Source organism: Aeromonas sp. NJAU223, from assembly GCF_051125555.1.
Classification (GTDB): domain Bacteria; phylum Pseudomonadota; class Gammaproteobacteria; order Enterobacterales; family Aeromonadaceae; genus Aeromonas; species Aeromonas veronii_G.
This window is the reverse complement of record NZ_CP144204.1, coordinates 3,081,709-3,104,345: the sequence shown is the minus strand read 5'-3', so window position 1 is coordinate 3,104,345 and position 22,637 is coordinate 3,081,709. Positions and strand designations below refer to the sequence as shown.

Here is a 22,637-nt window from a genome sequence, read left to right as displayed (position 1 = left end):
CTTTTTCATGGGCGACGGGACGGCATCAGCGTGCGGTCGGTTTGCCATAGGGCTGCAATACCAGCCCCAGCAAACGGCTCAGCTGCTTGAGCTGCTCGGTGAGCTGCACGTTGAGCCAGAGGTAGCCGCTGATGCTGGCTTCCCCCTCGGCGCAGAGCCGCACCCGGGTGGTGGCCTCGTCCAGGCAGGCGATGGCGACATCCAGCTCCCGTTGTTCGCCGCTCTTGAGCATGAGGGCGAGCTGGGTGATCACCGTCTCGGTCGCCTGATGGCAGGCCCGCAGTTCAGGGGTGCTCTGCATCAGGAAGTGGCTGTGGCGATCGTTCCAGTAGGTGTTGGCCAGCATCTCCAGGGTACAGAGGGTGTTGCGCAAGGTCGCCTGGATGGCCTCGAAATGGGGGGCGTTGAGGCGGGTCTCCTTGACGGCCGGGGTCAGCAGGGGGCGCAGACTGACCATCTTGGCAAGCACGCGTGCATGGTTGCGGGTCAACTTGGGCCGCTCCAGCATGTTGGGGGAGAGATGGGTGTGATAGAGACGCTGGGCCATCATCAGGGTGTCGTGCATCTGTAGCCGCCAGTGGATATAGGCTCGCTGGGGATAGATGCTGCAAAACAGCAGTGCCAGCAAAGAGCCCAGGATGACGTCGCCGCTGCGCCACAGAGCCGTCTCTATGTCCCCCGGCTTGCCCCCCATGATGACCGCCAGCGTGATGCCGATGAGCAAACCGGCATAGGGGCGCTTGCCGAGGGCCAGATAGCCGCACAGGAACATGATGGCAAAGCTCCAGATCAGCATCAGGGGGATCGAGTAGAGCTCCAGATAGAGGGCCACCACGCCACAGGCGGCGCCGAAGATGGTGCCCACCACCCGCTGCAGGGCGCGGGGAAACACATTGCCCCAGAACGAGATGGGACCCATCACCACCACCAGGGTGATGAGGGGCCAGGTGCTCTCCGGCACGTGAAAGTGACGGGTCAGCATGAAGGTGATGGTGAAGGCCAGGGCGATGCGCAGTCCGTGCACCAGTCGGTAGTTTCCATACACCAGCAGATCGAAGCGGGAGAGGGGGGCGTTCAGGCGCAAGTGCGTCGTCTCATCTCGGGTTGAACGAAAAGCCGGGCGTCCCGATCAGCGCAGCTGCTGAGGCAGCAGCTGGATCCAGACTTGCTCTCCCTGCGCGATGCACCGGGTCGGGGAGGGGCACTCGATGAGGCAGTTGGGGCCCGGCATGGCCGCAGACATCAAACCATTTGCCGGGCGCACCTGCAAGCGGCCATCGGCATCCTGTTCGAGATGGCCGGGCAGGGGCCCGGCTTCCCCGGCGGGGATGGGCGCGCACAGCTGGGCGAGCAGGCGCAGGGGGGCTGTGGCGGCCGCTAGGGCAGTGGACGGTTCCGCCGCCCCAACCTTAGTGGCAACGCGGGCGCAGATAAAGTCGCAGAGGGGGGCAAGCGTGGCAAATCCGAACCTGGGCAGCGTGGTGGTGAGGGGGTCATCGCTCACCAGGGCCATCACATCGGGATCGGTGGGAAACATCAGGGGACGGCCGATGGCGGCGCGGTGCAGCTCTATCTTGGGGAAGTGCTCGTGCTTGAAGCCCTCGATGAGCAGCAGGTCGAGTTGCGACCAGTCGAAGCTGGCCAGCAGCTGGGCAAAGGGGGGCTCTCCCTCGGGGGTCTCGCGGATGAGGGCGTGACGCAGGCTGGAGGCGGCCATCACCTGGGCGGCGCCCGCCTGGCGCAGGCGATAACTGTCCTTGCCAGGCTTGTCCATGTCGAACTGGTGATGGGTGTGCTTGAGCACCCCGAGGCGCAGGCCGCGTGCACGAAGCTCTGGGATGAGCCGCTCCAGCAGGGTGGTCTTGCCGGTGCCGCTCCAGGCGACGAAGCCGAGCAGGGGGCGATTGCCGTGCATCATGCAGACTCCCCACCGTCCTTGGCGGCGTCGGCCGACAGCCGCGCCTCATACTCGGCCAGTTCCCTCGGGCTGTTGAGGTTGAGAAAGGCGTCTGGCTCATCGATACGCACCACCGCCATCTGGTGGCGGCCGAACCAGCTGGCAATCTTGCGCTCGCCCTGCGCCAGGGCCTCGCGCAGCGATCCTTGCAAGGAGCGGTGCAGCAGGGCGACCACGGGCTGCAAATGGCTGCCGTCGTGGGCCACCACCAGTTCGGCATCCGGCTGTGCGCTCAGCGCCGCGCGAAAGCGCACCATCAGATCCAGAGGCAGGGCGGGGCCATCACAGGGGACGAACAATACCCAGTCGTGGCGGGCGGCCTGAAGGCCCGCCAGCATGCCGGCGAGGGGGCCCTGAAAGTCGGCGAGCTCGTCCGCGATAACGGGGGCCAGGGTGCGGTAGCGCGCCTCGCTGCGATTGGCATTGATCAGCACCTCGTCCACCTGGGGTTGCAGCCGCGCCAGCACATGCAAGATGAGGGGCTGGCCCGCCAGGGGCACCCAGCCCTTGTCGTCCCCTCCCATACGGGTGGCGCGACCACCGGCCAGGATCACGGCGCTGACGGGAAAGGCGTGGGGGGCGGGAATGGTCATGGTGCTCCGGATGGTCGAGTCAAGGGCCTGGGCGGCGGTGTGCCCTGTGGGGGTTAGCACCGCGCCCGTCGGTTGCCGATCTTGCGCCAGGGGCGCCTGACCTGCAACCCAATCCGGGGGATGGGGCCGATAATCCTGCGTTTTGGCCGCAGGGTATGGCTGAGCTCACAAAACCGAAAGGCCAAAGCGCTTATGATGCGCGGTTATGAGTCTTGCTCTCCTGCCCAATGGCAACTTCATGTAAATCAAAGAGAATGACTATGGCTACCGGACAATATCTGCTGTGGAAAGACGCACAGGGAGAGGATTTTCGCCCCGTCTCACTGACAGGCACCAACCTGCTCAACGATCGCAACCTCAACAAGGGCACCGCCTTCACCGAACAGGAGCGGGCCGACTTTGAGCTCGACGGCCTGCTGCCTCCCCAGGTCCAGACCTTCGAAGCCCAGCTGGAGCGGGTTTATGAGGCCTTCCTGAGCGCCTGCAGCGACATGGAGAAGTACCAGAATCTGCGGGCCTTGCAGGATCGCAACGAGACCCTGTTCTACGCCCTGCTGTCGCGCCACGTGGAGGAGATGACCCCCATCATCTATACCCCGACCGTGGGCAAGGCGTGCCAGGAGTTCAGCCACCGCTACCAGAAGGCGCGCGGCCTCTACATCACCCAGCACAACGTGGATGACATGGGATCCCTGGCGCGGCACATGGATGCCAAGTCGGTGCGCATCATCGTCGTCACCGACAGCCAGGGCATCCTCGGCATCGGCGATCAGGGGGTGGGCGGCATGGGGATCCCCATCGGCAAGCTCTCTCTCTACACCCTGGCCGCCGGCATCCACCCCGCCTGCTGCCTGCCCATCGCCCTGGATGTGGGGACCGACAACCAGGCCCTGCTGGATGACCCCATGTACCTGGGGCAGCCCCACAAGCGGATCCGCGGCAAGGAGTATGACGACTTCATCGACAAATTCGTGGCCGGGGTCAAGCGCCACTTCCCGAACGCCGTGCTGCAGTGGGAAGATTTCAGCAAATCCAACGCCTTCAATAATCTCTCCCGTTACCAGCAGGCGCTGCCCTCCTTCAATGACGATATCCAGGGCACGGGGGCCGTGGTGCTGGCGGGGATCATCGGGGCGGTCAAGTCCAAGAACGAGACCCTGGGCCAGCAGAACTACCTGGTCTATGGGGCCGGAGCCGGCGGGGTCGGGGTGGCGGATCAGATCTGCGCCGGCATGATCCGCGAGGGGCTGGATCCTCAGGCTGCGCGGGATCGCATCTACATCCTGGATACCCAGGGGCTGGTGTGTGACAACCGGGAAGGGCTCGACGAGTACAAGCGCCGCTATGCCAAGCCGGGCCTATTGCTGGCCCAGTGGGATCTGCAGGGCAAGGCGGGGCTCACCGAGGTACTGCGCCACGTCCCCATCACCGTGCTGCTTGGTACCAGTGGCGCCGGCGGTGCCTTCCAGGAGCAGCATATCCAGCTGATGCTGGAGCACTGCGAGCACCCCATGGTATTCCCCCTCTCCAACCCCACCGCCAACTGCGAGGCGTTGCCGGAGGATATCTACCGCTGGAGCCAGGGCCGCGCCATCGTCGCCACCGGCAGTCCGTTCAAGGACGTGCACTTCGAGGGGCAGGATTACCGCATCGGTCAGGGCAACAACGTCTTCATCTTCCCGGGGGTGGGGCTCGCGGCCATCGTCAGCCAGATCCACGAAATCAGCCCGGATATCTTCACCACGGCGGCCTTTGCCCTGGCGGAGTGCGTGAACGAGGCGGATCTGGCCCGTGGCGCCGTCTACCCGCGCATCAGCGATCTGCGCAGCATCTCGGTGCACGTGGCGACTGCGGTGCTCAAGGACATAGTGCGCCGGGATCCCTCCCATCCCCTCATCGGGCAGGATCTGCAGCAGCATATTCTGAGTCACATGTGGGAACCGGTATACCTGCCATATAGAAGGGTATAAAGGCAGCGAATATCACTGTCGTCCGGCCCGGTACCGGACTGATTTGCAAGAGGGGAGGGCCATGCCATCCCCTCTTTTATGGCGGATTGATTGGCCCAGGCCCGGATTGCCCGCTCATGGCGAGGGCGACCCCCGGATCAGCGGGTTGGTGCTCACTATGTCAGCGTACTCCCTTCCACATTCACTCAGTTCAGCTGAAAAACGTTTTGCTTCGCCATGAAAAGTGCGTAAAATCGCATCCTCGATGCTTGTAGCAACGAATCCCGCCTAAAAAGCCAGTTTCATGCCCTCCCCAAGCAGTAAAAGGTAACAAATGACGCCATGATGTGCGCTTGTTGCCTTGAAGACCTGATGTGATGACTGAAAAGTGTCAATTATCCCTGTCAGTTATCAAAAAATTAAGGACACCCATGTTTTCCTTGGTCAAGCAAAGTGTCGCCGGGCTGCAAATTCTGTTTGTCGCCTTCGGTGCCATGGTTCTGGTGCCCCTGCTCACCGGACTGAACCCCTCCATGGCCCTGCTTGGCGCCGGTGTAGGCACCCTGCTGTTCCAGCTCTGCACCCGTCGCCAGGTCCCGATCTTCCTCGGCTCCAGCTTCGCCTTCATCGCCCCCATCATCTACGCCACCCAGACCTGGGGCCTGCCCTCCACCATGTTTGGTCTGTTTGCCGCCGGTTTCATGTACTTCATCCTGGCCGCCATCATCCGCGCCCGTGGCATGGGGTTCGTGCACAAGCTGCTGCCGCCGGTGGTGATTGGCCCGGTGATCATGGTGATCGGTCTGTCGGTTGCCCAGGTCGCCTGCAACATGGCGATGGGCCGCGCCGGTGGTGAACAGGTGGTGCCGCCGGCGACCGCCCTGACCCTGGCAGGCATCTCCTTGGCGGTGACCCTGATCGCCGCCGTGTTCTGCAAGGGCTGGATCAAGCTCATCCCCATCCTCTCCGGCGTCATCGTCGGTTATGTGGCCGCGATCATGATGGGTCAGGTGAGTTTCGATGGCATGGTCAGCGCCCCCTGGCTGGCGATGCCCCACTTCGTGACCCCGGAGATCAACTGGGCCGCCGCCCTGTTCATGCTGCCGGTGGCCATCGCCCCCTGCATCGAACACATCGGCGGCGTGCTCGCCATCGGTGGCGTGACCGGCAAGGATTACACCAAGGATCCGGGCCTGCACCGCACCCTGGCCGGTGACGGCATCGGCGTCTGCTTCGCCGGCTTCATCGGTGGCCCTCCCGTCACCACTTACGCCGAAGTGACCGGCGCCGTGATGATCACCCGCAACTTCAACCCGGTCACCATGACCTGGGCCGCGGTATTCGCCATCATTCTGGCCTTCTTCGGCAAGTTCAACGCCCTGCTCACCTCCATCCCCATGCCGGTGATGGGCGGCATCATGCTGCTGCTGTTCGGATCCATCGCCGCCATCGGTCTCAAGACCCTGGTGGAGTCCAAGGTGGATCTCGGCCTGGCCCGCAACATCGCCATCGTGGCCGTGACCCTGACCGTCGGCGTGGGGGCCCTCGAGATGAAGATCGGTGACTTCGCCCTCGCCGGCGTGGGCCTGGCTTCGGTGGCCGCCATCCTGCTCAACCTCATCCTGCCCCAGCACTCCGAAACGGGTGCCATGGAGAGCGCCAAGGACTGAACGCCAAATTAGTTCGGTCGTGACGCCAGAAGGCCACCTGCGGGTGGTCTTCTGCTTTTTGCCGCCCAGGTGCACGAGTCGGCGCAGGGAAGGGCGAGATGGCATTGGTCTGTTGCCCATTTGATGGTCCGCAGGTTGCGCTGCCTGGCGCCTCATGGATGGAGAGTCTGCAGGTTCCCCCGCCTTGCCGACACCGGCGACTACAATCAGGGGCGTTATTCACAATCCAGGGAGAGAAAGATGATGAAGCGATGGATCCTGGCCCTGATGGGGTTGATGTGGGGCGCTCTGGCCCAGGCGGAGGCGGTGCGCTACGAGGTCGACGGCCAGTCGTTCGAGGGCTATTACCTGGCGGCGGGCAAGGGGGCGCCTCTGGTGCTGCTGGTACACGACTGGGACGGGCTGACCGAATACGAGGTCAAGCGGGCCAAGATGCTGGTGGCCCTGGGCTACAGCGTGTTTGCGGCAGATCTGTTCGGCGCAGGCGTTCGTCCCACCGCGGTGGAAGAGAAGAAAAAGCTCACCGGCGCCCTCTATCAGGACAGGCCCCGGATGCGCAAGCTGCTGGCCGGAGCCCTGGCCGAGGCGGGCAAGCTCGGGGGGCGGCTCGACAACGCCGTGGCGCTCGGCTACTGCTTCGGCGGTGCCGCCGTGCTGGAGCTGGCTCGCAGCGGCGCGGATCTCAAGGGAGTGGTGAGCGTGCACGGCGGCCTGGAGACGCCCCCCGGTCAGGACTACAAGCAGACCAAGGCCCAACTGCTCATTCAGCATGGCAGCGCGGATCAGGCGGTCTCCCTCGGTCAGTTTGCCGGGCTGGTCTCCGAGCTCGAAAGCACCGGCATCAGGCATGAGGCGACCACTTACAGCGGTGCTCCCCATGCATTCAGCGTGTTTGGCTCCGAGAACTATCGAGCCGACGCCGATGCCAAGTCCTGGCTGCGTTTCACCGAGTTTCTGGGGGAAGTCACCAAGGGATAGGGGCCCTATACTTTCTGCATCAGGCCTTTGCGGTGCCAGCGAGATGGCGGCAAGGGACGATGAGGCGGGATCGGCGACAGGCTGCGGGTTTCGTTTCGAACAGACAGAGGGGCCTGGCCCCTGCGGGATATACAGAAAAGGAGTCATGACATGCGTCACTTACGGCGATGGAGCCAGATCCTGATCCTGTTGCTGCTGGCGGGCTGCGGCGCCAAGGGGGATACCCCGGCCGAGCAGCGCAGCAGCATAGTGCAGATGCGCGAGCAGGCGCTCTCCACCCTGTATGCCAAGGATGGCAAGATCAGACAGGAAGTGGCCAGATCCAAGGGGTATGCGGTGTTCAGCAACGTGAACAACAACCTGCTGCTGCTCAGTGCGGGGACCGGCTACGGGGTGCTCCGGGACAACCGCAACGGCCGCGACACCTACATGAAGATGGCGACCGCCGGTTTTGGCGTGGGGTTGGGGGTCAAGAAGTTCCAGGCCCTGATCATCTTCAATGATGTCACCGCTCTGGACAGATTCATTACCACCGGCTTCGATGCCAGTGCCCAGGCCGATGTGGCCGCGAAGGCGGCGGATGATGGCAAGGTGGTGGTGAGCGAGGCGGCCAATGCGGATTTCCAGAAGGTGAAGATGTATCAGCTCACCGAACAGGGGCTGGCGGTACAGGCCACCATGCAGGGGTACAAATATTGGCCGGATGAGGATCTCAACGGCAGATAGTGGTGGGTCTCCCCTTGAATGCAGGCGGCGCTTCATCAGCGCCGCCTGTTTTTTTATGACCCGTCAGAGCCCGGCTTCTCAGGCCGTGCGCCCATCCAGGGTCAATACCCTTACCCACATGGCCCCCTGGCCGACCTCGTGGCGAGCCGTTTGCGTCAGCTGGCCCGTTTGCTCATCGATGCGGTGCAGGATCAGCGTCTCGCTGGTCTGCCCGGTGGCGATGAGCCACTGACCACTGTGGTCGATGGCAAAACCGCGGGGGCAGGGCGCGGTGGGAAAGTGGGCGAGCACGCTGAGGCTGCCCTCGTGTTCGCTCACCCCGAACAGGGTCAGCAGGCTGCTGGCACGCTCGCTGGTATAGAGGAAGCGCCCATCCGGAGTGAGGTGCAGATCCGCCCCCCAGCGCTCCCCCTCGTAGCCAGGCGGCAGCATGTCCAGAGACTCGCGCAGCAGGATCCGGCCATCCTGCTCCCGCTGGTAGTGATTGAGGGTGCCGTCGAGCTCGTTGAGGCAATAGAGGCTGCCATGGGTCGGGTGCAGTGCCAGATGCCGTGGCCCGGCGCCGGGAGCGGTGTGGAGATCCCCGAGCGGATGGGGCGTCAGCCAGCCTTCATCATCGAGCGCAAAACGGCGGATGGCATCCTCTTTCAGGCAGGCCACCAGCAGCTCCTGCCTGCCCCGTTCATCCACCAGCAGGGTGACCGAATGGGCGGCCATCAGATTGTCGATGCGCTGCTGCATCTCCCGCACCCGGCCGGTCTCATCCATGGGGGAGACGCTGACGTGGTTGAAGGCGTAGGAGGCGGCGAAGAAGAGCCGGCCTGCGGTATCGGTGCAGGTGTGGGAGGCGCTGCCTGCGAGTGGCGCCGAAGCGGGCTCACCGAGCCGACCATCCCCGGCGATGGGGTAGCTCAGCACCTTGAAGTCGGGGCGTACCCCGGCATAGAGCCAGCGCCTGTCCGGGCTGACGACCAGGGGCTGCACCTCGCCACCGGTCTGCACCTGTTGCAGGGGGCTGAGCCCGGAAGCGGTCAGTTCGAAGACATGGATCAACCCGCTCACCGGGTTGGCGATATAAACCACTTGCTGCATGACGCCTCCTGATGGCGATATGTCCCGCAAACAACGGGCGGGATGGCCGGAGGATGGTGGCACAGATGGGAGCCTGAGCCCAGCGCGCCGTTCACTCACTCCCGACGGGACGGGGTCAGGCCAGTTGTTGCCAGATCTCCCACACCACGGGGGTGACGGAGAGGGCCAGCAGGGCCCCCATGGCCTGGTTGAAACGGCGACGGGCCCGCTCGCCGGCGAGCCAGCGTTTGAGCACGGAGCCGAACAGCAGCCAGATGCCGACGCTCGGGAAGGAGATGATGAAGAAGGTCAGCGCCAGGGTGAGGTTCTGCTGATAGAAACCGGCTCCGGCGCTGGTGAAGGCGGCGATGGCGCCGGTGGCCACCACCCAGGCTTTGGCGTTGACCCACTGGAACAGGGCTCCCTTGAGAAAGCCGAGGGGCCGGGCCTGCCCCTTGCCCGCCAGCTCGCCTGCCGAGCGGGCGATGAGCCAGGCCAGATAGAGCAGGTAGAGGGTGCCCACGCATTTGATGATGAGGTGCAGAGGGGGGAAGAGGGTGAACAGCTGGCCGAATCCCAGCCCCACCAACAGCAGCATCAGGGTAAAGCCGACGCAGATGCCGGCCAGGAGCGGCAGGCTCCGCTTCACCCCGAAATTGAGCCCCGAACTCATCACCATCAGGTTGTTCGGCCCCGGAGTGACCGAGGAGGAGACGGCGAACAGCACCACGGCATAGAGATAATCCATTCAATCCTCGCGCTATGACATTCCATTGTCCCCTCTATATTGGGGAGCCGGCCTCCCTTTCAAGGGGTCAAAAAGAAACGGGCCCCGCGATGGGGCCCGTTGGTATCGGCGTGGCGCCGGATCAGCTAGGATCGCGGCTCCGGTTGGGAGCGGGCGGCAGGCTCTTGCGGGACTCTACCTTCTGCTCTTCCCCTTGCTCGTTCTTGATATGCACATCCATCTGGTTGAATGCGATGTCGATGCCGTGTTCGCGGAACAGCACGTCGATGCGGCGGTTCAGTTCATCGATGGCCGGGTTGCGATCCCCGAGTTCGCTCACGAAGAAGCGCAGCTCGTGATCCAGGGTGCTGGCGCCGAAGGTGAGGAAGTAGACGATGGGAGCCGGATCCTTCAACACCCGGCTGTTCTCCATGGCCGCCTGCATCAGCAGCTTGCGGGTCAGCTCCAGATCCGAACCATAGGCCACCCCGACCCGGGCGATCACCCGGGTGACGGTATCCGACAGGGACCAGTTGACCAGCCGCTCTATCATCAGCTGCTGGTTGGGGATGATCACCTCTTTGCGATCGAAGTCGGTGAGGGTGGTGGAGCGGATGCGGATCTTGTTGACCGTGCCCGAGATGGTGCCGATGGTGACGGTGTCGCCGATCCGCACCGGACGCTCGAACAGTATGATGATCCCCGAGATGAAGTTGGAGACGATCTGCTGCATGCCGAAGCCGATACCCACCGAGAGGCCGGCAGCCAGCCATTGCAGTTTCTCCCACTGTACGCCCAGCATGGCCAGGGCGGTGAGGGAACCCACCCCGATCAGCACGTAGTTGAGCATGGTGGTGATGGCGTAGGCCGAGCCCTGGGCCAGGCGCAGCTTGGAGAGGACCAGCACCTCCAGCAAGCCGGGCAGGTTGCGCGCCAGGGACAAGGCGGCCCCGAACAGGAAGAGGCCGGTCAGCACGTCACTCAGACTGATGGGGAAGAGCACGGCATTGGCGCCGGTGCCTTCACTCTTGTGCCAGAGCACCACGCTGTCCAGATAGGTGAAGACCGCCACCAGATCGGACCAGAGCCAGTAGAAGGCGACGCCGAACACCAGCAGCAGCATGATCCGGGTCAGGCGCAGGGACTGCTGGCTGACATCCTCCAGATCCATGGGTTGCTCTTCGATGGCTTCCCCCCCTTCCGCATCTTCGGAGGATTTGTGCTCACGCTTGGCAACGGCGCGGCGGTAGGCCAGACGGCGGGCCGCCAGCTCCAGGCCCCGCAGGGCGGTGCGATAGAGCAGACCCCAGATGATGATGAGGTAGAAGGACTCGATCAATCGGCCGGTGAGCTTCAGGGCCGTGTAGTAGTAGCCAAGGACGACGAGCACGATGAGCGCCACCGGTGCCAGTGCCAGGGCGATCGCCTTCATGATCTGCGCCATGCTGGCCTCGCCCTTGATGCTGGCGCGGGAGATGGGCAGCACCAGATAGGCGGTAAGACCGAGCAGGACCAGGGTGAGGGCCTGACCGATGACGTCATTGCCAAGAGAGGAAGGTTCTACCACTGCCTTGGTTGACAGCATGATCAGTGGCAACAGGGGGATCCACAGGTAACGCATGCTGTTGCGCTTGGCCTGCAACTCGGCCCGTGGCATGCGGAAGTGGGATTCACCGATGCCCCCCGGCCGCATCACCGACAGGTAGACGCTGAAGACCAGGTAGCCGAGCGCCAGGTTCAGGGTGATCTGGAAGATGAGTTTGGGGCTCAGGAGGCCGCAATAGGTGAGCATCAGACCGGCGGCCAGGATAAACAGGGTGCCGGGCAGGCGCTGCAGCACGGTGTAGAGCAGGGCGCGCGGAGTATGCCACTGGCTGTCTTGACGGAAGCGGCCGAGATCCTTGGCAATTCTCTGCTGGCGCTCGACGATGGCTGGCCGTTTCCACAGCAGCAACCCCCCGATCAGCAACAGCGGCAGGGCGAGCAGGGAGAGGGGCAGCAGCATCTCGCCCCACTTGTTCACCTCCGGCTTGATCACCCAGTCGGACGCCTGCTTGAAGGCCTGGGCAGGCCAGCTGAGCAGCCACTTGCCATCGACGGGTTTGTTGCTGCTGACCCAGAAGATGTGTTGTTGCAGGGTGAATTCGACCGAGGCATAGACCCGGGTCAGCTGCTGCTGGGTCAGCTGCAGGCTGATGGCGTTGGTCAGCTGGCTGTCGAGCTGGCGGTTCAGCTGATCGAGCAGGCTGACGCGGGTATCGATGAGCTTGGCAAGGGTCGCCTTGTCTTCTTCACTGACCGGCTCGCTGCTGCCGGCGATGAGGTTGTCCAGGTACAGGTTTTTCTGGAACAGCTGATCACGCTGCTGGCTCAATTCGAACTGGGCCAGATGCAAGTCGGCGATCTGCTCCTCCAGGTTCTTCACCAGGGAGGAGGGGGCCGCCTCCAGCTGCTGATAGAGCTGGTAGAGAATGCGTGACAGCAGCAGGTTGCCCTTGAGCATCTGCACCTGTTCGTTCAGGTTGCGCTCGGTCTGGGTGCCGCGTTCCAGCCAGCTCTTGGCCTGCAGGTTCTTCTGCACCAGGGTGTTGAGGTTGGCGGTGGCGCTCACGAGCTGTTGGCTGAGCTGCTGGTTGATCTCCTGCTCTTTCTGCACCAGGGGATTGTCAGCCGTGGTCACCAGCTCACCGGTCTGCTCGGCGGTCTTCTCGGTGTCGCCGAGACGCTTGGCGCTGATCTGCTCCTGCAGGGCCTGCAGTCGCTGCTCCTCGTAGGCGAGACGGGCGCTTTGATAGTCTCGCTGCTTGACCACCAGATCCTGCATGCTGGTGCGGTTATCCAGCTCCTTTTGCAGGTTGACCAGTTGCAGGTCCAGCAGGGCCGACTCGGTGTTGAGTTTCATCTTCTCGGCGCTGCTGATGTTGTCGCCCGAGTTCAGTCGGCTGCGGATCTCCTGGCTGCGCTGATAGGCCCGGCTCATGTTGGCCTGGGCGCGTTCCGGCAGGGTCTGCAAGCTGGTGATCTGGCTGCCGATGGTGCCGAGCGCCTCCTGGGCCTCCTGCAGATTGACCATGATCTCGGCCTGGCGATTCTCCAGCTCCATCACGCTCATGGCGGCATATTCGCTCTTGAGCTGCTCAGGGCTCTTGCTCTGGCCGAGGGTATCGAGCTTGGCACTGATCTCTTTCAAATCGGCGGGGAGCGAGCGCACACGCAGGGTCTGGGCCTTGGCTTTGGCCTGCTCCTTGTCGATGCTGTCGAGCAGGCTCAGGGTATCGGTCAGGAATTTCTGATCCGCCTGCTGGCTGACGGTGAGGGCCTCCGACTTGCCGAGGGCGTCGAGGGAGCGCTGGACCGTGGCCCGTTGCGGCACGTCCTGCGCCAGGGCTTGCGGGGCGCAGAGGCTGATGAATAACCAGAGCAGCGGCAACAAGGCGGCCGAGACTCGTCTGAACTGTGTTGAGGGCATAAAACTTCCGGGTTATTACGCGATATTTGGGAGATATCCCACGTGAGGGAAATCCGCGTGGATTCTAACACCGGGCCGAAAGGGGCAGCAGGGGGGAGAGATAAAAAAAACGGCGCCCGGAGGCGCCGTTTTCATCGGTTCAGGACTGATTACAGTACGTGAACGGAGGCGGTGTTGGTAGTACCGCTCGGTACCAGGGCACCGGAGACCATGACGACGACGTCGCCCTTCAGGCCCATGCCGCTGGCCAGTGCCGCTTCCTTGCCGATGCGATAGAAATCGTCGGTGGAGGCGATGCTGTCAACCACGTGAGCCACCACGCCCTTGGTCAGTACCAGTTGGGCGGCAGTCTTCTTGTTGGTGGTGACGGCCAGGATCCAGGCTTTCGGGAAGTACTTGCGAATGGCCTTGGCAGACTTGCCGCCTTCGGTGGCAACCACGATCAGCGGGGCATCCAGCTTCTCGGAGGTCTCGACGGCGCCCTTGCAGACGGCTTCGGTGATGCGCAACTTGTTGCTGTCATTGGCAGCAGACAGGTTGGACGGCATCACGGCGTCGGTGCGCTCGCAGATGGTGGCCATGATGGTCACGGCTTCCAGCGGGTACTTGCCCTTGGCGGATTCACCGGACAGCATGACCGCATCGGTACCATCCAGGATGGCGTTGGCCACGTCGCCAGCTTCGGCGCGGGTCGGACGCGGGTTCTTGATCATGGAATCCAGCATCTGGGTCGCGGTGATGACCACTTTGCGCGCCTTGTTGCACTTGGTGATGATCATCTTCTGGGCGAAGATCACCTCTTCTACCGGGATTTCCACACCCATGTCGCCGCGGGCGACCATGATGCCGTCGGAGACAGCCAGGATGTCGTCGAAGTTGTCCAGGCCTTCCTGGTTTTCGATCTTGGAGATGATCTGGATGTTCTCGCCACCGTGGGCCTTCAGGTGCTCACGGATTTCCAGCACGTCTTCTTTCTTGCGAATGAAGGAGGCAGCAACGAAATCAACACCTTGCTCGCAACCGAAGACGAGGTCACGCTTGTCTTTCTCGGCCAGGGCCGGCAGCTTGATGGAGACGCCCGGCAGGTTGACACCCTTGTTCTCACCCAGGTCACCATTGTTCAGCACCTTGCAGATGACTTCGCGTTCGGTGATCTCGATGACGTCCAGACCGATCAGGCCATCGTCAACCAGGATGCGGTTGCCGACGCGCAGGTCGTTGGCGAAGCCGGCGTAGGTCACGGCGACCTTGTCCTTGTTGCCCACTACGGTCTGGTCGGTAGTGAAGGTGAAGGTCTGGCCAGCGACCAGAGACACATCGTTGCCACCTTCCAGTTTCATGGTACGGATTTCCGGACCCTTGGTATCGAGCAGGATGGCTGCGTGCTTGCCGGTCTCGGCCATCACTTCACGCAGGTTGCTGATACGGGTGCCGTGCTCTTCGTAATCACCGTGAGAGAAGTTCAGGCGCATGACGTTCATGCCGGCGTCGAGCATCTTGCCGAGCATTGCTTTGGATTCGGTCTTGGGACCGATGGTGCAGACGATTTTGGTCTTTTTCATGTCAGTCTTCATGGTTAAGGAGTTTCCGCCGTGCAATATACACCAGTTTTTGGATACTTTTTATGATCCAGAAACAACGTTTTGAGCTAAAACAGCCTCATTTCACAAGATAACGTTTTCGCTCACTGTTGATTTTAGGGGCTAAAATAATTGGTTTCGCTCATCGCTGCCCATTTGGTACCCATCATCACCCTCAGGGGCAAACCGATCTTATGTAGTTAAATAACAAAAGCGGTGCAAGAAATCGGCGCCGCTGTTCGAAGGGGTTGGGTCAGCCGGGGCGCCTTCAAGTGTAGCGACAAGCGGGGGGCTCGCCAGGGCAGCATGGTGATGACGGTGACAGCGCGCCCTCATGTCTCTCATCCATAAACCCATCCATAAAAAAGCGCCGCTGATGTCAGCGGCGCTTTTTTATAGGGAACCCGGCGCTCGTCCGGACCGGCAGGGCTTAGGCGAAGAACCAGTAGCCGCGGTTGACCAGCTGGGTCAGCAGTTGCAGGAAGCCAGCCTGATCGGCGAGCTCCACCATGTCGGCCTGGGTGACCATGTCCTTGTCACACAGAAGGGAGATGGCGGCGGCGTCCTCGCTTTGCAGGGACCAGGCTTCGCCGTCGATGTAGCAGACGTGGGCTTCGCCGCTGAACCAGACGGTACGCAGGCCCGGCACCTTGATGGCGGGCTCGCCCTGGGTCAGCAGGTCGGCAATCTCCTCGGCGCTGTAGTCCGGCTCCACCGGATTGACGTCCAGATCGTGCTTGGCCTCGGAGATCATGGCGCCGAACCACTCCTTGAACAGGGTCTCGTCGTCCAGGGCTTGCTGCATCAGTTCCCGCAGGCGGTGCAGCTCATGGGGCTGGATCTCGCCGTGGCGGGTGCGGGGCTTGAGATCGGCATCGCCATAACGCTCGGTGCGCACCTCGTTGTCGATCAGGTGATCGGCAAAGGAGGAGATGAGCGCCTTGGCGTCCGGGGCGCGGAAGCCCACGGAGAAGTTCAGGGAGGGCTCGATGGCATAGCCCTCGTGGGGGAATCCGGGCGGGATGTAGAGGATGTCACCCGGCTCCATGATGACGTCGATGATTGCCTCGAACGGCTCGCAGTGCAGCAGGGCCGCGTGGGCGGCGAACTCGTTCAAAGGCTTGGCATCGCCGACCCGCCAGTGGCGCTTGCCCTGACCCTGGGTGATGAAGACATCGTAGTTGTCGATGTGGGGGCCGACGCCGCCGTGAGGGGTGGAGAAGCTCACCATCACATCGTCAAAGCGCCAGCCCGGGATGAACTGGAACGGCAGCGCCAGTTCGTGTACCTCGGGAGCCCAGTGGTTGCACGCCTGCACCAGCACGGTCCAGTTCTCTTCCCCCAGATGATCGTAGGATTCGAAGGGGCCGTGGGCCGCCTCCCACTTGTTGTTGAAGCGGGTGACGAGGCGCGATTCCACCACCTCTTCCATGGCCAGGCCCGCCAGCTCGTCCGGGCTGATGGGATCCAGGAAGTCCTTGAAGCCGCCCTTGATGAGCAGGGGGCGCTTCTGCCAGTGATGCTCGAGGAAGTGAGCGATATCCAGATTGAGTTCGTACATGGTGCTTCTCGTATCTTGTGAGAGATCTTGCCCAAACCGGGCTTGGGCAAGTGCTCTGATATGGCCCGATCACGGATGATGTGATGGCGCGGGCCAAGATCAACAGAGGCCCTGCAGCCATGGCAGGGCCTCTGTCAGGTTGGGTTGACCGCTTACTTCAGCAGATCGACCAGACGCTGGGCGTCGCCGATGTAGTTGGCCGGCGTCAGCTTCTTGAGTTCTACCTTCACGTCCTCAGGCAATTCGAGGGTGTCGATAAAGGTACGCATGCCTTCGGCGTCGACACGGCGGCCACGGGTCAGCTCTTTCAGCTTCTCGTAGGGCTTCTCGATGCCGTAGCGGCGCATCACGGTCTGGATGGGCTCGGCCAGCACTTCCCAGTTCGCGTCCAGATCGGCGGCCATGGCATCGCTGTTCGCCTCGAGCTTTGAGATCCCCTTCAGGGTCGCCTGATAGGCAATCAGGGAGTAACCGACCGCCACACCCAGGTTGCGCAGCACGGTGGAGTCGGTGAGATCACGCTGCCAGCGGGAGATGGGCAGCTTGCTCGCCAGGTGCTGGAACACGGCGTTGGCCAGACCCAGATTGCCTTCGGAGTTCTCGAAGTCGATGGGGTTGACCTTGTGAGGCATGGTGGAGGAGCCAATCTCGCCGGCGATGGTGCGCTGCTTGAAGTGGCCGAGCGAAATGTAGCCCCATACATCGCGGTCGAAGTCGATCAGGATGGTGTTGAAGCGGGCCAGGGCGTCGAACAGCTCGGCGATGTAGTCGTGGGGTTCGATCTGGGTGGTGTAGGGGTTCCAGGAAAGACCGAGGGAGGTGACGAACTCCTCGGCGAACTGGTGCCAGTCCACCTGCGGGTAGGCGCTCAGGTGGGCGTTGTAGTTGCCGACCGCACCGTTGATCTTGCCGAGGATCTCGACGGCCATGATCTGCTTGTACTGGCGCTCCAGACGGTAGGCGACGTTGGCCATCTCCTTGCCCATGGTGCTCGGGGTCGCCGGCTGGCCGTGGGTACGGGAGAGCAGCGGCATGTCGCGGTACTCATGGGCCAGACGCTTGAGCTCGGAAATCAGCTTCTCGCAATAAGGTTTGATCACCTCTTCACGAGCGGTTTTCAGCATCAGGCCGTGGGAGTTGTTGTTGATGTCTTCCGAGGTGCAGGCGAAGTGGATGAACTCGCTGATGGCGGCGAGCTCCGGGTTCACTTCCACCTTCTCTTTGAGGAAGTACTCCACCGCTTTCACATCATGGTTGGTGGTGCGCTCGATCTGTTTGATACGGGCGGCGTCGCTCTCGTTGAAGTTGCTGACGATGCCGTCGAGCAGGGCGCTCGCGGCTGCGCTCAGGGCAGGGACTTCCGGGATCCCGGCGTGGCTTGCCAGTTTTTGCAACCAGCGCACCTCGACTTCGACGCGAAAACGCAGCAGGCCGAATTCGGAGAAGATAGGACGCAGGGCATCGGCCTTGTCGCCATAACGACCGTCAATCGGGGAAACAGCAGTCAGCGCGGACAGCTCCATGGGGTGAACTCCTGATGTGTGGGGGTGAGAAACTTAAAAACGTTTGGCCAGTTCCACCATCTTCTTGCGGGCGAAGATGATCTGGGTGCGGCTGCCGCCAAGCTGGCGCCACAGCACCACGGCGCGGATCCCCGCGAGCAGCAGGGCACGCACCTTGTGCTGCACCAGCGGCTGCTGCAGGAACAGCGGGGTGCCCGCTACCTGGATCCGGGGGCCTATGGGGCTGATGAGATCGCTGTAGATGCTCGCCATGTTGGCCAGGATCTGCTCGTCGAGCAGATCGAAATGCTGTTGCTGGCGACCGATCTGGCTGATCCGCTCCCCCAGCATGTTGAGGATGTCCTTGCGCTTGGCGAGCTTGCGCTCGAGCGCAATCAGGCTCACCACGTAACGGGTCAGTTCGGCGTTCTTCTGGCTGCCGTCGGCGCCGAGTTGCTCCACTAGGGCGCGGTAGCCGTCGCGAATGGCGAGGTGGCTGCCGAACACTTCCAGGGGTTGCTTGGGATCGGTCACCAGCACGCTTTGCAGGCTCTCGCGCAGGGAGGATTCGTCACAGGTGCCGTCGCGGGCCACCTTCTGCACCAGGTAGGCCGCCTGGCAGATGCCGGCAAAGGCCATGGTTCTGTCTTGGAATTTATCGCTCATCGTTTCACGGCCCTGTCTTGTTCACTCATTGGCTGATGCCGTAGCAAGCCATGATCCTTTTCTCTGTTCGTTGAGGGAGAGGGGCTTGCTCCTCTCCCGTGCCTTCGCTCATCGGAGGAAGGCGCCAGGGCGGCCCTTAGACCGGGTGGCTGAAGCGCTGCTCTATGATGCCGCCGCCCAGGCACTCTTCCCCGTCGTAGAAGACAGCGGACTGGCCCGGGGTCACCGCAGCCTGCTTCTCGTCGAAGATGACCCGGATGGTCTCATCGTCGATGGGCTGGATGAGGCAAGGAATGTCTTCCTGGCGGTAGCGGGTCTTGACGGTGCAGCGGCGCGGCGCGCGGATGGGGGTGCGATCCACCCAGTGCAGCTGGCTCGCGATGAGGCCGTCGGAGTAGAGACGGGGATGTTCCCCTTGCGCCACGATCAGGGTGTTGCGCTCCACCTCTTTGTCCACCACGTACCAGGCTTCCTCGGTGGCGTCCTTGCGACCGCCGATGCCAAGGCCCTTGCGTTGACCCAGGGTGTGATACATCAGCCCCTGGTGCTCGCCTATCACCTTGCCATCGACGGTTTCGATGGGGCCGGGCTGGGCGGGCAGGAATTTCGCGAGGAAGTCCTTGAACTTGCGCTCACCGATGAAGCAGATCCCGGTGGAGTCCTTCTTCTTGGCGGTGATGAGGTCGAGCTGCTCGGCGATGCGGCGCACCTCGGGCTTCTCCAGATCGCCGACCGGGAACAGGCTCTGACCCACCTGAGCTTCGCTCAGGGTGTAGAGGAAGTAGCTCTGATCCTTGTTGCCATCGAGGCCGCGCAAGAGACGCGGGCGGCCGGTGCTGTCGTCACGGCGCACATAGTGGCCGGTGGCGATGTAGGTGGCCCCCAGCTCTTCGGCGGCAAACTCCAGGAACGCCTTGAACTTGATCTCCTTGTTGCACAGGATATCCGGGTTCGGTGTGCGGCCCGCCTTGTACTCTTCGAGGAAGTGCTCGAACACGTTGTCCCAGTACTCGGCGGCGAAGTTGATGGTGTGCAGCTTCATGCCCAGCTTGTCGCAGACGGCCTGAGCGTCAGCCAAATCCTGGGAGGCAGAGCAATACTCGTCCGTGTCGTCTTCTTCCCAGTTCTTCATGAACAAACCTTCGACCTGATAGCCCTGCTGCTGGAGCAGGTAGGCCGAGACGGAAGAATCCACACCGCCGGACATGCCGACGATCACCTTGATTTGGCTGTTGTCTGTCATTAGTCGAAGTTACCAGTTCGTTTAAACGGGGCGTATTCTACCAGAGTTTTGCGCCCCCGGTCACATCTCCCTGCGCGGGATCCCGTGGGAGTCCCGGCAAGGGGAAATCGTTTTTCTCGCCATCCCCCCGTCATTGGAAAAGTGGCGTCACCCGGCCTCAGATAAAGGCCTGGATCGCCGACAGGGGCAAACGGGTGCCGGCCAGATAATCCTGGATGCATTGCCACACCAGGGGGCTGCGCAGGGCCGGTTTGCACTCGGCGATCTCCTCCAGGGTGAGCCAGTGGCAGGCCAGCACGTCCCCGTCGGGATCCTCTGGATGGTGCTGACCCGGCGCCTTTTCAAGGTCGAAGATGACGGCGGTGCGCATGAAGGTGGCCTCGCTGTCTGCCGGTTTGAACAGATAGACCCCGAGCCAGGCGGTGGGGGCGGCGTCAAGGCCCGTCTCCTCCTTCAGCTCGCGGCAGGCGGCCTCGATCAGTGTCTCGCCAGGCTCCACATGGCCGGCGGGCTGGTTGAAGCGGCGCTGGCCCGCTATCTCCTCTTCCACCAGCAGGAAGCGGCCCTGCCAGTGCACCAGGGCGGCGACCGTCAGGCGGCTCTGCATTCTCTCCTCTGTCGGCGGGTGTTCAAGCATGGGGACTCCTTGTCGCGTGATGGGATTCAGGATTGGCCATTGCCATTGCCACCGCGAGCGGGGCGGCGGGCCGTGCCACGACCCGGGCTGCGAGGCTTGCCAGGGGTGGGCTGGTCGGCACGGGGGCCACCGGTGCGAGGGCGCTGGGGGGCGGCGCGATCGGCAGTGTCTTGTACTGTTTTTGACCTGTTTTTGTTGGGTGACCGATCGCCAGAAACGCCGTGGGTAGTGTTTTTGACTGCCTGTTTCGGGTGGCTGTGATCGTCCCGGCGGGAGGCAGGCGCGCGAGAGAGCGCCGTCAGCGCGGGGACGGGCAGGGCGCGGCTCTCGCCCGGGGCCAGCCCCTCTTCTTGCCAGTTACCCAGGTTCCACTCTCCGATGGCGTAGCGAATGAGACGCAGGGTGGGGTGGCCGATGTGGGCCGTCATGCGCCGCACCTGACGGTTGCGCCCCTCCACTATGGTGATCTCGAGCCAGCAGGTGGGGATCGCCTTGCGCTCACGGATCGGCGGGTTACGCGGCCACAGGGCGGGCTCCGCCATGATCCGCGCCCCGGCGGGCAGGGTCATGCCGTCGCTCAGCGCCACTCCGGCCCGCAGGCTCGCCAGCGCCGCCTCGCTCGGAATTCCCTCTACCTGCACCCAGTAAGTCTTGGGGGTCTTCTCTCCCGGCTGGGTGAGGTGCGCCTGCAGCTTGCCGTCGTTGGTGAGCAGCAAGAGCCCCTCGCTGTCGCGGTCGAGCCGCCCTGCGGCATAGATGCCGGGCTCGGAGATGTAATCCTTGAGGGTCTCGCGCCCGGCCTCGTCGGTGAACTGGCAGAGCACCATGTAGGGCTTGTTCAGCAGCAGCAGCTTGCGATCCTCGGGCGCCACCTCAGGCTTGCGAGGGGCCTCGCTCCCGGGTTCACGTCGGCGCTGGCCCACGGTGGGCGTGCGCTCGGCAGCAGGCCGGGGGGAGAGGGAGAGGCGGGGGCGGCTTGGTTTCATCGCGGGCATACCAAAAACAGGGGATGGGGGATTGTAACACAGGGGGACGGGCGCAGGGATGAACGGGATGAACGGGGGGAACGTGGGCGCTCAGCTGAGCAGGGCGTCGATGACCATGGCCTGACGGGCGGAGGCCGTGCCGGCCTTGAGCAGGCCCGTGCTCACCACGTCGTCCATCAGGGCGCGGGCCAAGCGGGTGAGGGGACGCAACTGCTCGGGGGGAAGCCCGGCGGGGATCGCCAGCAGGATGATGGTCTCCACCTGCCCCAGGGAAGAGCCCCAGTCGATGGGGGTGGCACTGCTGAGTAGCGAGAGGGAGGGCTGGCGGATGGCCGGGCAGATCACATGGGGCATGGCGAGCCCCGGCCGGATGATGGTAGGGGCGAGTCTCTCCCGCTCGTCGATGGCGAGATCCAGCGCGCCCCTATCGCGCACCAGCTCGGCGGGCAGCAAGTCCACCAGCACCGTCAGCGCCAGCGCCTTGTCGATGGGGGCGCTGGCGTGACCGAGCTGGGATTGGGTGAAGCAATAATCGGGCAGGATCTGGCACAGGTGTTGCTCGGCCTGGGCGGCCTGGCCTGGGCGCCCCAGCGGCTGGCCCAGCTCCCCGCACCAGCAGGTGAAGGCCATGTGGGCGAGCTCGGCGTCCAGCCCCTCTATCTGCAACTGGCAGAGATCCCCCGGCTGGGTCGCCAGGGTGAGCAGAGCGAGCTGGTTGGCCGCCCCCACGCTCTGGCGGCGGGTCAGATTGGCGAACTGGACATGGGATTTGAACAGCCCCGCCAGCCGACAAAGCTGCTTGGCCTGGGTGATGGTGAGCCCGGCGCGGCAGAAGAAGGTGATCTCGCGGCTGAGCATCAGCGGGTGGCGGTGGCGGTTTTGAGCACGGCGGCGGCATCCAGCAGCACGGATTCCAGCGATACCTGGCGCAGCGTGCAACCGGCGAAGCGCTCTTTCTGCTCGATGTCGATGTCGGAGGCGATGAGCACCAGATCCGCGCAGGCGATGTCCCGGGCGGTCAGCACGTTCTCCAGCCCCATGGCGCCCTGGGTCTCGACCTTGATCTTGAGCCCCAGCTTGTCGGCGGCTTTTTGCAGCGCCTCGGCGGCCATGTAGGTGTGGGCGATGCCGGTGGGGCAGGCGGTGACGGCGAGGATCTTCATGGGCTCTCACGGCAAATTCGGGTGGGGCAACACAATAGCGCCGCAGGGTCGTTTTTGCCAAAGGGGAGCCGCAAAAGTGGGATCTTGGCGGCGCTCTGGTGCCCCTTTGTGCAAGGCATGGGGCCATTTGAAGGCGGTATAAAAAACGGCCCGCCAGAG

The 22,637-nt window shown here is 63.2% G+C and carries 18 protein-coding genes and 1 pseudogene; 4 read left to right on the top strand and 15 right to left on the bottom strand.

Translation table 11 applies throughout. The features are described 5' to 3' along the window. Positions 1-25: 25 nt before the first annotated feature. From VZC39_RS13975 to mobA, 3 genes and pseudogenes are all read right to left on the bottom strand, one after another. Positions 26-1,084: an FUSC family protein gene (locus VZC39_RS13975; protein ID WP_434663347.1), complete on the bottom strand. Its 1,059-nt coding sequence runs from the start codon at positions 1,082-1,084 to the stop codon at positions 26-28. Between the two features lie 342 nt (positions 1,085-1,426). Next, positions 1,427-1,918: pseudogene (gene mobB, locus VZC39_RS13970) on the bottom strand (molybdopterin-guanine dinucleotide biosynthesis protein B); the annotation flags it as partial. Next, positions 1,915-2,550 carry a molybdenum cofactor guanylyltransferase MobA gene (gene mobA, locus VZC39_RS13965; RefSeq protein WP_434663346.1) on the bottom strand — a complete coding sequence of 212 codons (636 nt, stop codon included), beginning with the start codon at positions 2,548-2,550 and terminating at the stop codon, positions 1,915-1,917. The gene mobA and the pseudogene mobB, both read right to left, overlap by 4 nt. Before the next feature lie 260 nt (positions 2,551-2,810). Here mobA and VZC39_RS13960 point away from each other — a divergent pair, with 260 nt between their 5' ends. The 4 genes from VZC39_RS13960 (at position 2,811) to VZC39_RS13945 (ending at position 7,873) form a co-directional block, all read left to right on the top strand. Continuing rightward, positions 2,811-4,520 carry an NAD-dependent malic enzyme gene (locus VZC39_RS13960; RefSeq protein WP_434663344.1) on the top strand — a complete coding sequence of 570 codons (1,710 nt, stop codon included), beginning with the start codon at positions 2,811-2,813 and terminating at the stop codon, positions 4,518-4,520. A gap of 410 nt (positions 4,521-4,930) precedes the next feature. Beyond that, on the top strand, positions 4,931-6,169 hold the full coding sequence (locus tag VZC39_RS13955) for a uracil-xanthine permease family protein (protein ID WP_349918764.1): 1,239 nt from the start codon (positions 4,931-4,933) through the stop codon (positions 6,167-6,169). A 240-nt stretch (positions 6,170-6,409) separates the two neighbouring features. Next, a complete protein-coding gene (locus tag VZC39_RS13950; protein WP_434663341.1) occupies positions 6,410-7,147 on the top strand; it encodes a dienelactone hydrolase family protein in 738 nt (245 codons plus the stop codon). A gap of 150 nt (positions 7,148-7,297) precedes the next feature. After that, complete coding sequence (locus tag VZC39_RS13945; RefSeq protein ID WP_349918761.1) at positions 7,298-7,873, top strand: YSC84-related protein; 576 nt, start codon at positions 7,298-7,300, stop codon at positions 7,871-7,873. A 78-nt stretch (positions 7,874-7,951) separates the two neighbouring features. Here VZC39_RS13945 and pgl read toward each other — a convergent pair whose 3' ends face one another. The 12 genes from pgl to VZC39_RS13885 form a co-directional block, all read right to left on the bottom strand. Beyond that, positions 7,952-8,965 (bottom strand): 6-phosphogluconolactonase, encoded by a 1,014-nt coding sequence (gene pgl / locus VZC39_RS13940; protein WP_434663338.1) that lies wholly within the window; start codon positions 8,963-8,965, stop codon positions 7,952-7,954. Between the two features lie 115 nt (positions 8,966-9,080). Continuing rightward, the gene (locus tag VZC39_RS13935) at positions 9,081-9,692 is read right to left on the bottom strand and encodes a LysE family translocator (RefSeq protein ID WP_434663336.1); all 612 of its coding nucleotides are present in this window, start codon (positions 9,690-9,692) and stop codon (positions 9,081-9,083) included. A gap of 121 nt (positions 9,693-9,813) precedes the next feature. Further along, positions 9,814-13,140, bottom strand: a complete 3,327-nt coding sequence (gene mscK, locus VZC39_RS13930; RefSeq protein ID WP_434663334.1) for a mechanosensitive channel MscK — start codon at positions 13,138-13,140, stop codon at positions 9,814-9,816. 149 nt (positions 13,141-13,289) lie between these two features. Continuing rightward, positions 13,290-14,702 carry a pyruvate kinase PykF gene (gene pykF / locus VZC39_RS13925; protein ID WP_434663331.1) on the bottom strand — a complete coding sequence of 471 codons (1,413 nt, stop codon included), beginning with the start codon at positions 14,700-14,702 and terminating at the stop codon, positions 13,290-13,292. Positions 14,703-15,150: 448 nt separating this feature from the next. Beyond that, entirely contained in the window at positions 15,151-16,281 is a 1,131-nt protein-coding gene (locus VZC39_RS13920) for a JmjC domain-containing protein (RefSeq protein ID WP_434663329.1), read from the bottom strand. 152 nt (positions 16,282-16,433) lie between these two features. Beyond that, positions 16,434-17,804, bottom strand: a complete 1,371-nt coding sequence (purB, locus tag VZC39_RS13915; protein WP_349918753.1) for an adenylosuccinate lyase — start codon at positions 17,802-17,804, stop codon at positions 16,434-16,436. A 33-nt stretch (positions 17,805-17,837) separates the two neighbouring features. Beyond that, a complete protein-coding gene (gene hflD, locus VZC39_RS13910; protein WP_349918752.1) occupies positions 17,838-18,449 on the bottom strand; it encodes a high frequency lysogenization protein HflD in 612 nt (203 codons plus the stop codon). A 136-nt stretch (positions 18,450-18,585) separates the two neighbouring features. Next, a complete protein-coding gene (mnmA, locus tag VZC39_RS13905) occupies positions 18,586-19,692 on the bottom strand; it encodes a tRNA 2-thiouridine(34) synthase MnmA (protein WP_100860296.1) in 1,107 nt (368 codons plus the stop codon). 157 nt (positions 19,693-19,849) lie between these two features. Then, positions 19,850-20,329, bottom strand: a complete 480-nt coding sequence (locus VZC39_RS13900; RefSeq protein ID WP_349918750.1) for an NUDIX hydrolase — start codon at positions 20,327-20,329, stop codon at positions 19,850-19,852. 26 nt (positions 20,330-20,355) lie between these two features. After that, positions 20,356-21,315 (bottom strand): pseudouridine synthase, encoded by a 960-nt coding sequence (locus VZC39_RS13895; protein ID WP_434663325.1) that lies wholly within the window; start codon positions 21,313-21,315, stop codon positions 20,356-20,358. A gap of 90 nt (positions 21,316-21,405) precedes the next feature. Then, complete coding sequence (locus VZC39_RS13890; protein WP_434663323.1) at positions 21,406-22,173, bottom strand: PTS sugar transporter subunit IIA; 768 nt, start codon at positions 22,171-22,173, stop codon at positions 21,406-21,408. Further along, a complete protein-coding gene (locus VZC39_RS13885; RefSeq protein WP_434663321.1) occupies positions 22,173-22,478 on the bottom strand; it encodes a PTS fructose transporter subunit IIB in 306 nt (101 codons plus the stop codon). The genes VZC39_RS13890 and VZC39_RS13885 overlap by 1 nt, the downstream gene beginning before the upstream one ends. Between the last annotated feature and the right edge of the window lie 159 nt (positions 22,479-22,637).

Coding starts and splice junctions, on each gene's coding strand:
- mobA (WP_434663346.1), bottom strand. CDS start 2,550: ATGACCATTCCCGCCCCCCACGCCTTTCCCGTCAGCGCCGTGATCCTG.
- VZC39_RS13960 (WP_434663344.1), top strand. CDS start 2,811: ATGGCTACCGGACAATATCTGCTGTGGAAAGACGCACAGGGAGAGGAT.
- VZC39_RS13955 (WP_349918764.1), top strand. CDS start 4,931: ATGTTTTCCTTGGTCAAGCAAAGTGTCGCCGGGCTGCAAATTCTGTTT.
- VZC39_RS13950 (WP_434663341.1), top strand. CDS start 6,410: ATGATGAAGCGATGGATCCTGGCCCTGATGGGGTTGATGTGGGGCGCT.
- VZC39_RS13945 (WP_349918761.1), top strand. CDS start 7,298: ATGCGTCACTTACGGCGATGGAGCCAGATCCTGATCCTGTTGCTGCTG.
- pgl (WP_434663338.1), bottom strand. CDS start 8,965: ATGCAGCAAGTGGTTTATATCGCCAACCCGGTGAGCGGGTTGATCCAT.
- VZC39_RS13935 (WP_434663336.1), bottom strand. CDS start 9,692: ATGGATTATCTCTATGCCGTGGTGCTGTTCGCCGTCTCCTCCTCGGTC.
- mscK (WP_434663334.1), bottom strand. CDS start 13,140: ATGCCCTCAACACAGTTCAGACGAGTCTCGGCCGCCTTGTTGCCGCTG.
- pykF (WP_434663331.1), bottom strand. CDS start 14,702: ATGAAAAAGACCAAAATCGTCTGCACCATCGGTCCCAAGACCGAATCC.
- VZC39_RS13920 (WP_434663329.1), bottom strand. CDS start 16,281: ATGTACGAACTCAATCTGGATATCGCTCACTTCCTCGAGCATCACTGG.
- purB (WP_349918753.1), bottom strand. CDS start 17,804: ATGGAGCTGTCCGCGCTGACTGCTGTTTCCCCGATTGACGGTCGTTAT.
- hflD (WP_349918752.1), bottom strand. CDS start 18,449: ATGAGCGATAAATTCCAAGACAGAACCATGGCCTTTGCCGGCATCTGC.
- mnmA (WP_100860296.1), bottom strand. CDS start 19,692: ATGACAGACAACAGCCAAATCAAGGTGATCGTCGGCATGTCCGGCGGT.
- VZC39_RS13900 (WP_349918750.1), bottom strand. CDS start 20,329: ATGCTTGAACACCCGCCGACAGAGGAGAGAATGCAGAGCCGCCTGACG.
- VZC39_RS13895 (WP_434663325.1), bottom strand. CDS start 21,315: ATGAAACCAAGCCGCCCCCGCCTCTCCCTCTCCCCCCGGCCTGCTGCC.
- VZC39_RS13890 (WP_434663323.1), bottom strand. CDS start 22,173: ATGCTCAGCCGCGAGATCACCTTCTTCTGCCGCGCCGGGCTCACCATC.
- VZC39_RS13885 (WP_434663321.1), bottom strand. CDS start 22,478: ATGAAGATCCTCGCCGTCACCGCCTGCCCCACCGGCATCGCCCACACC.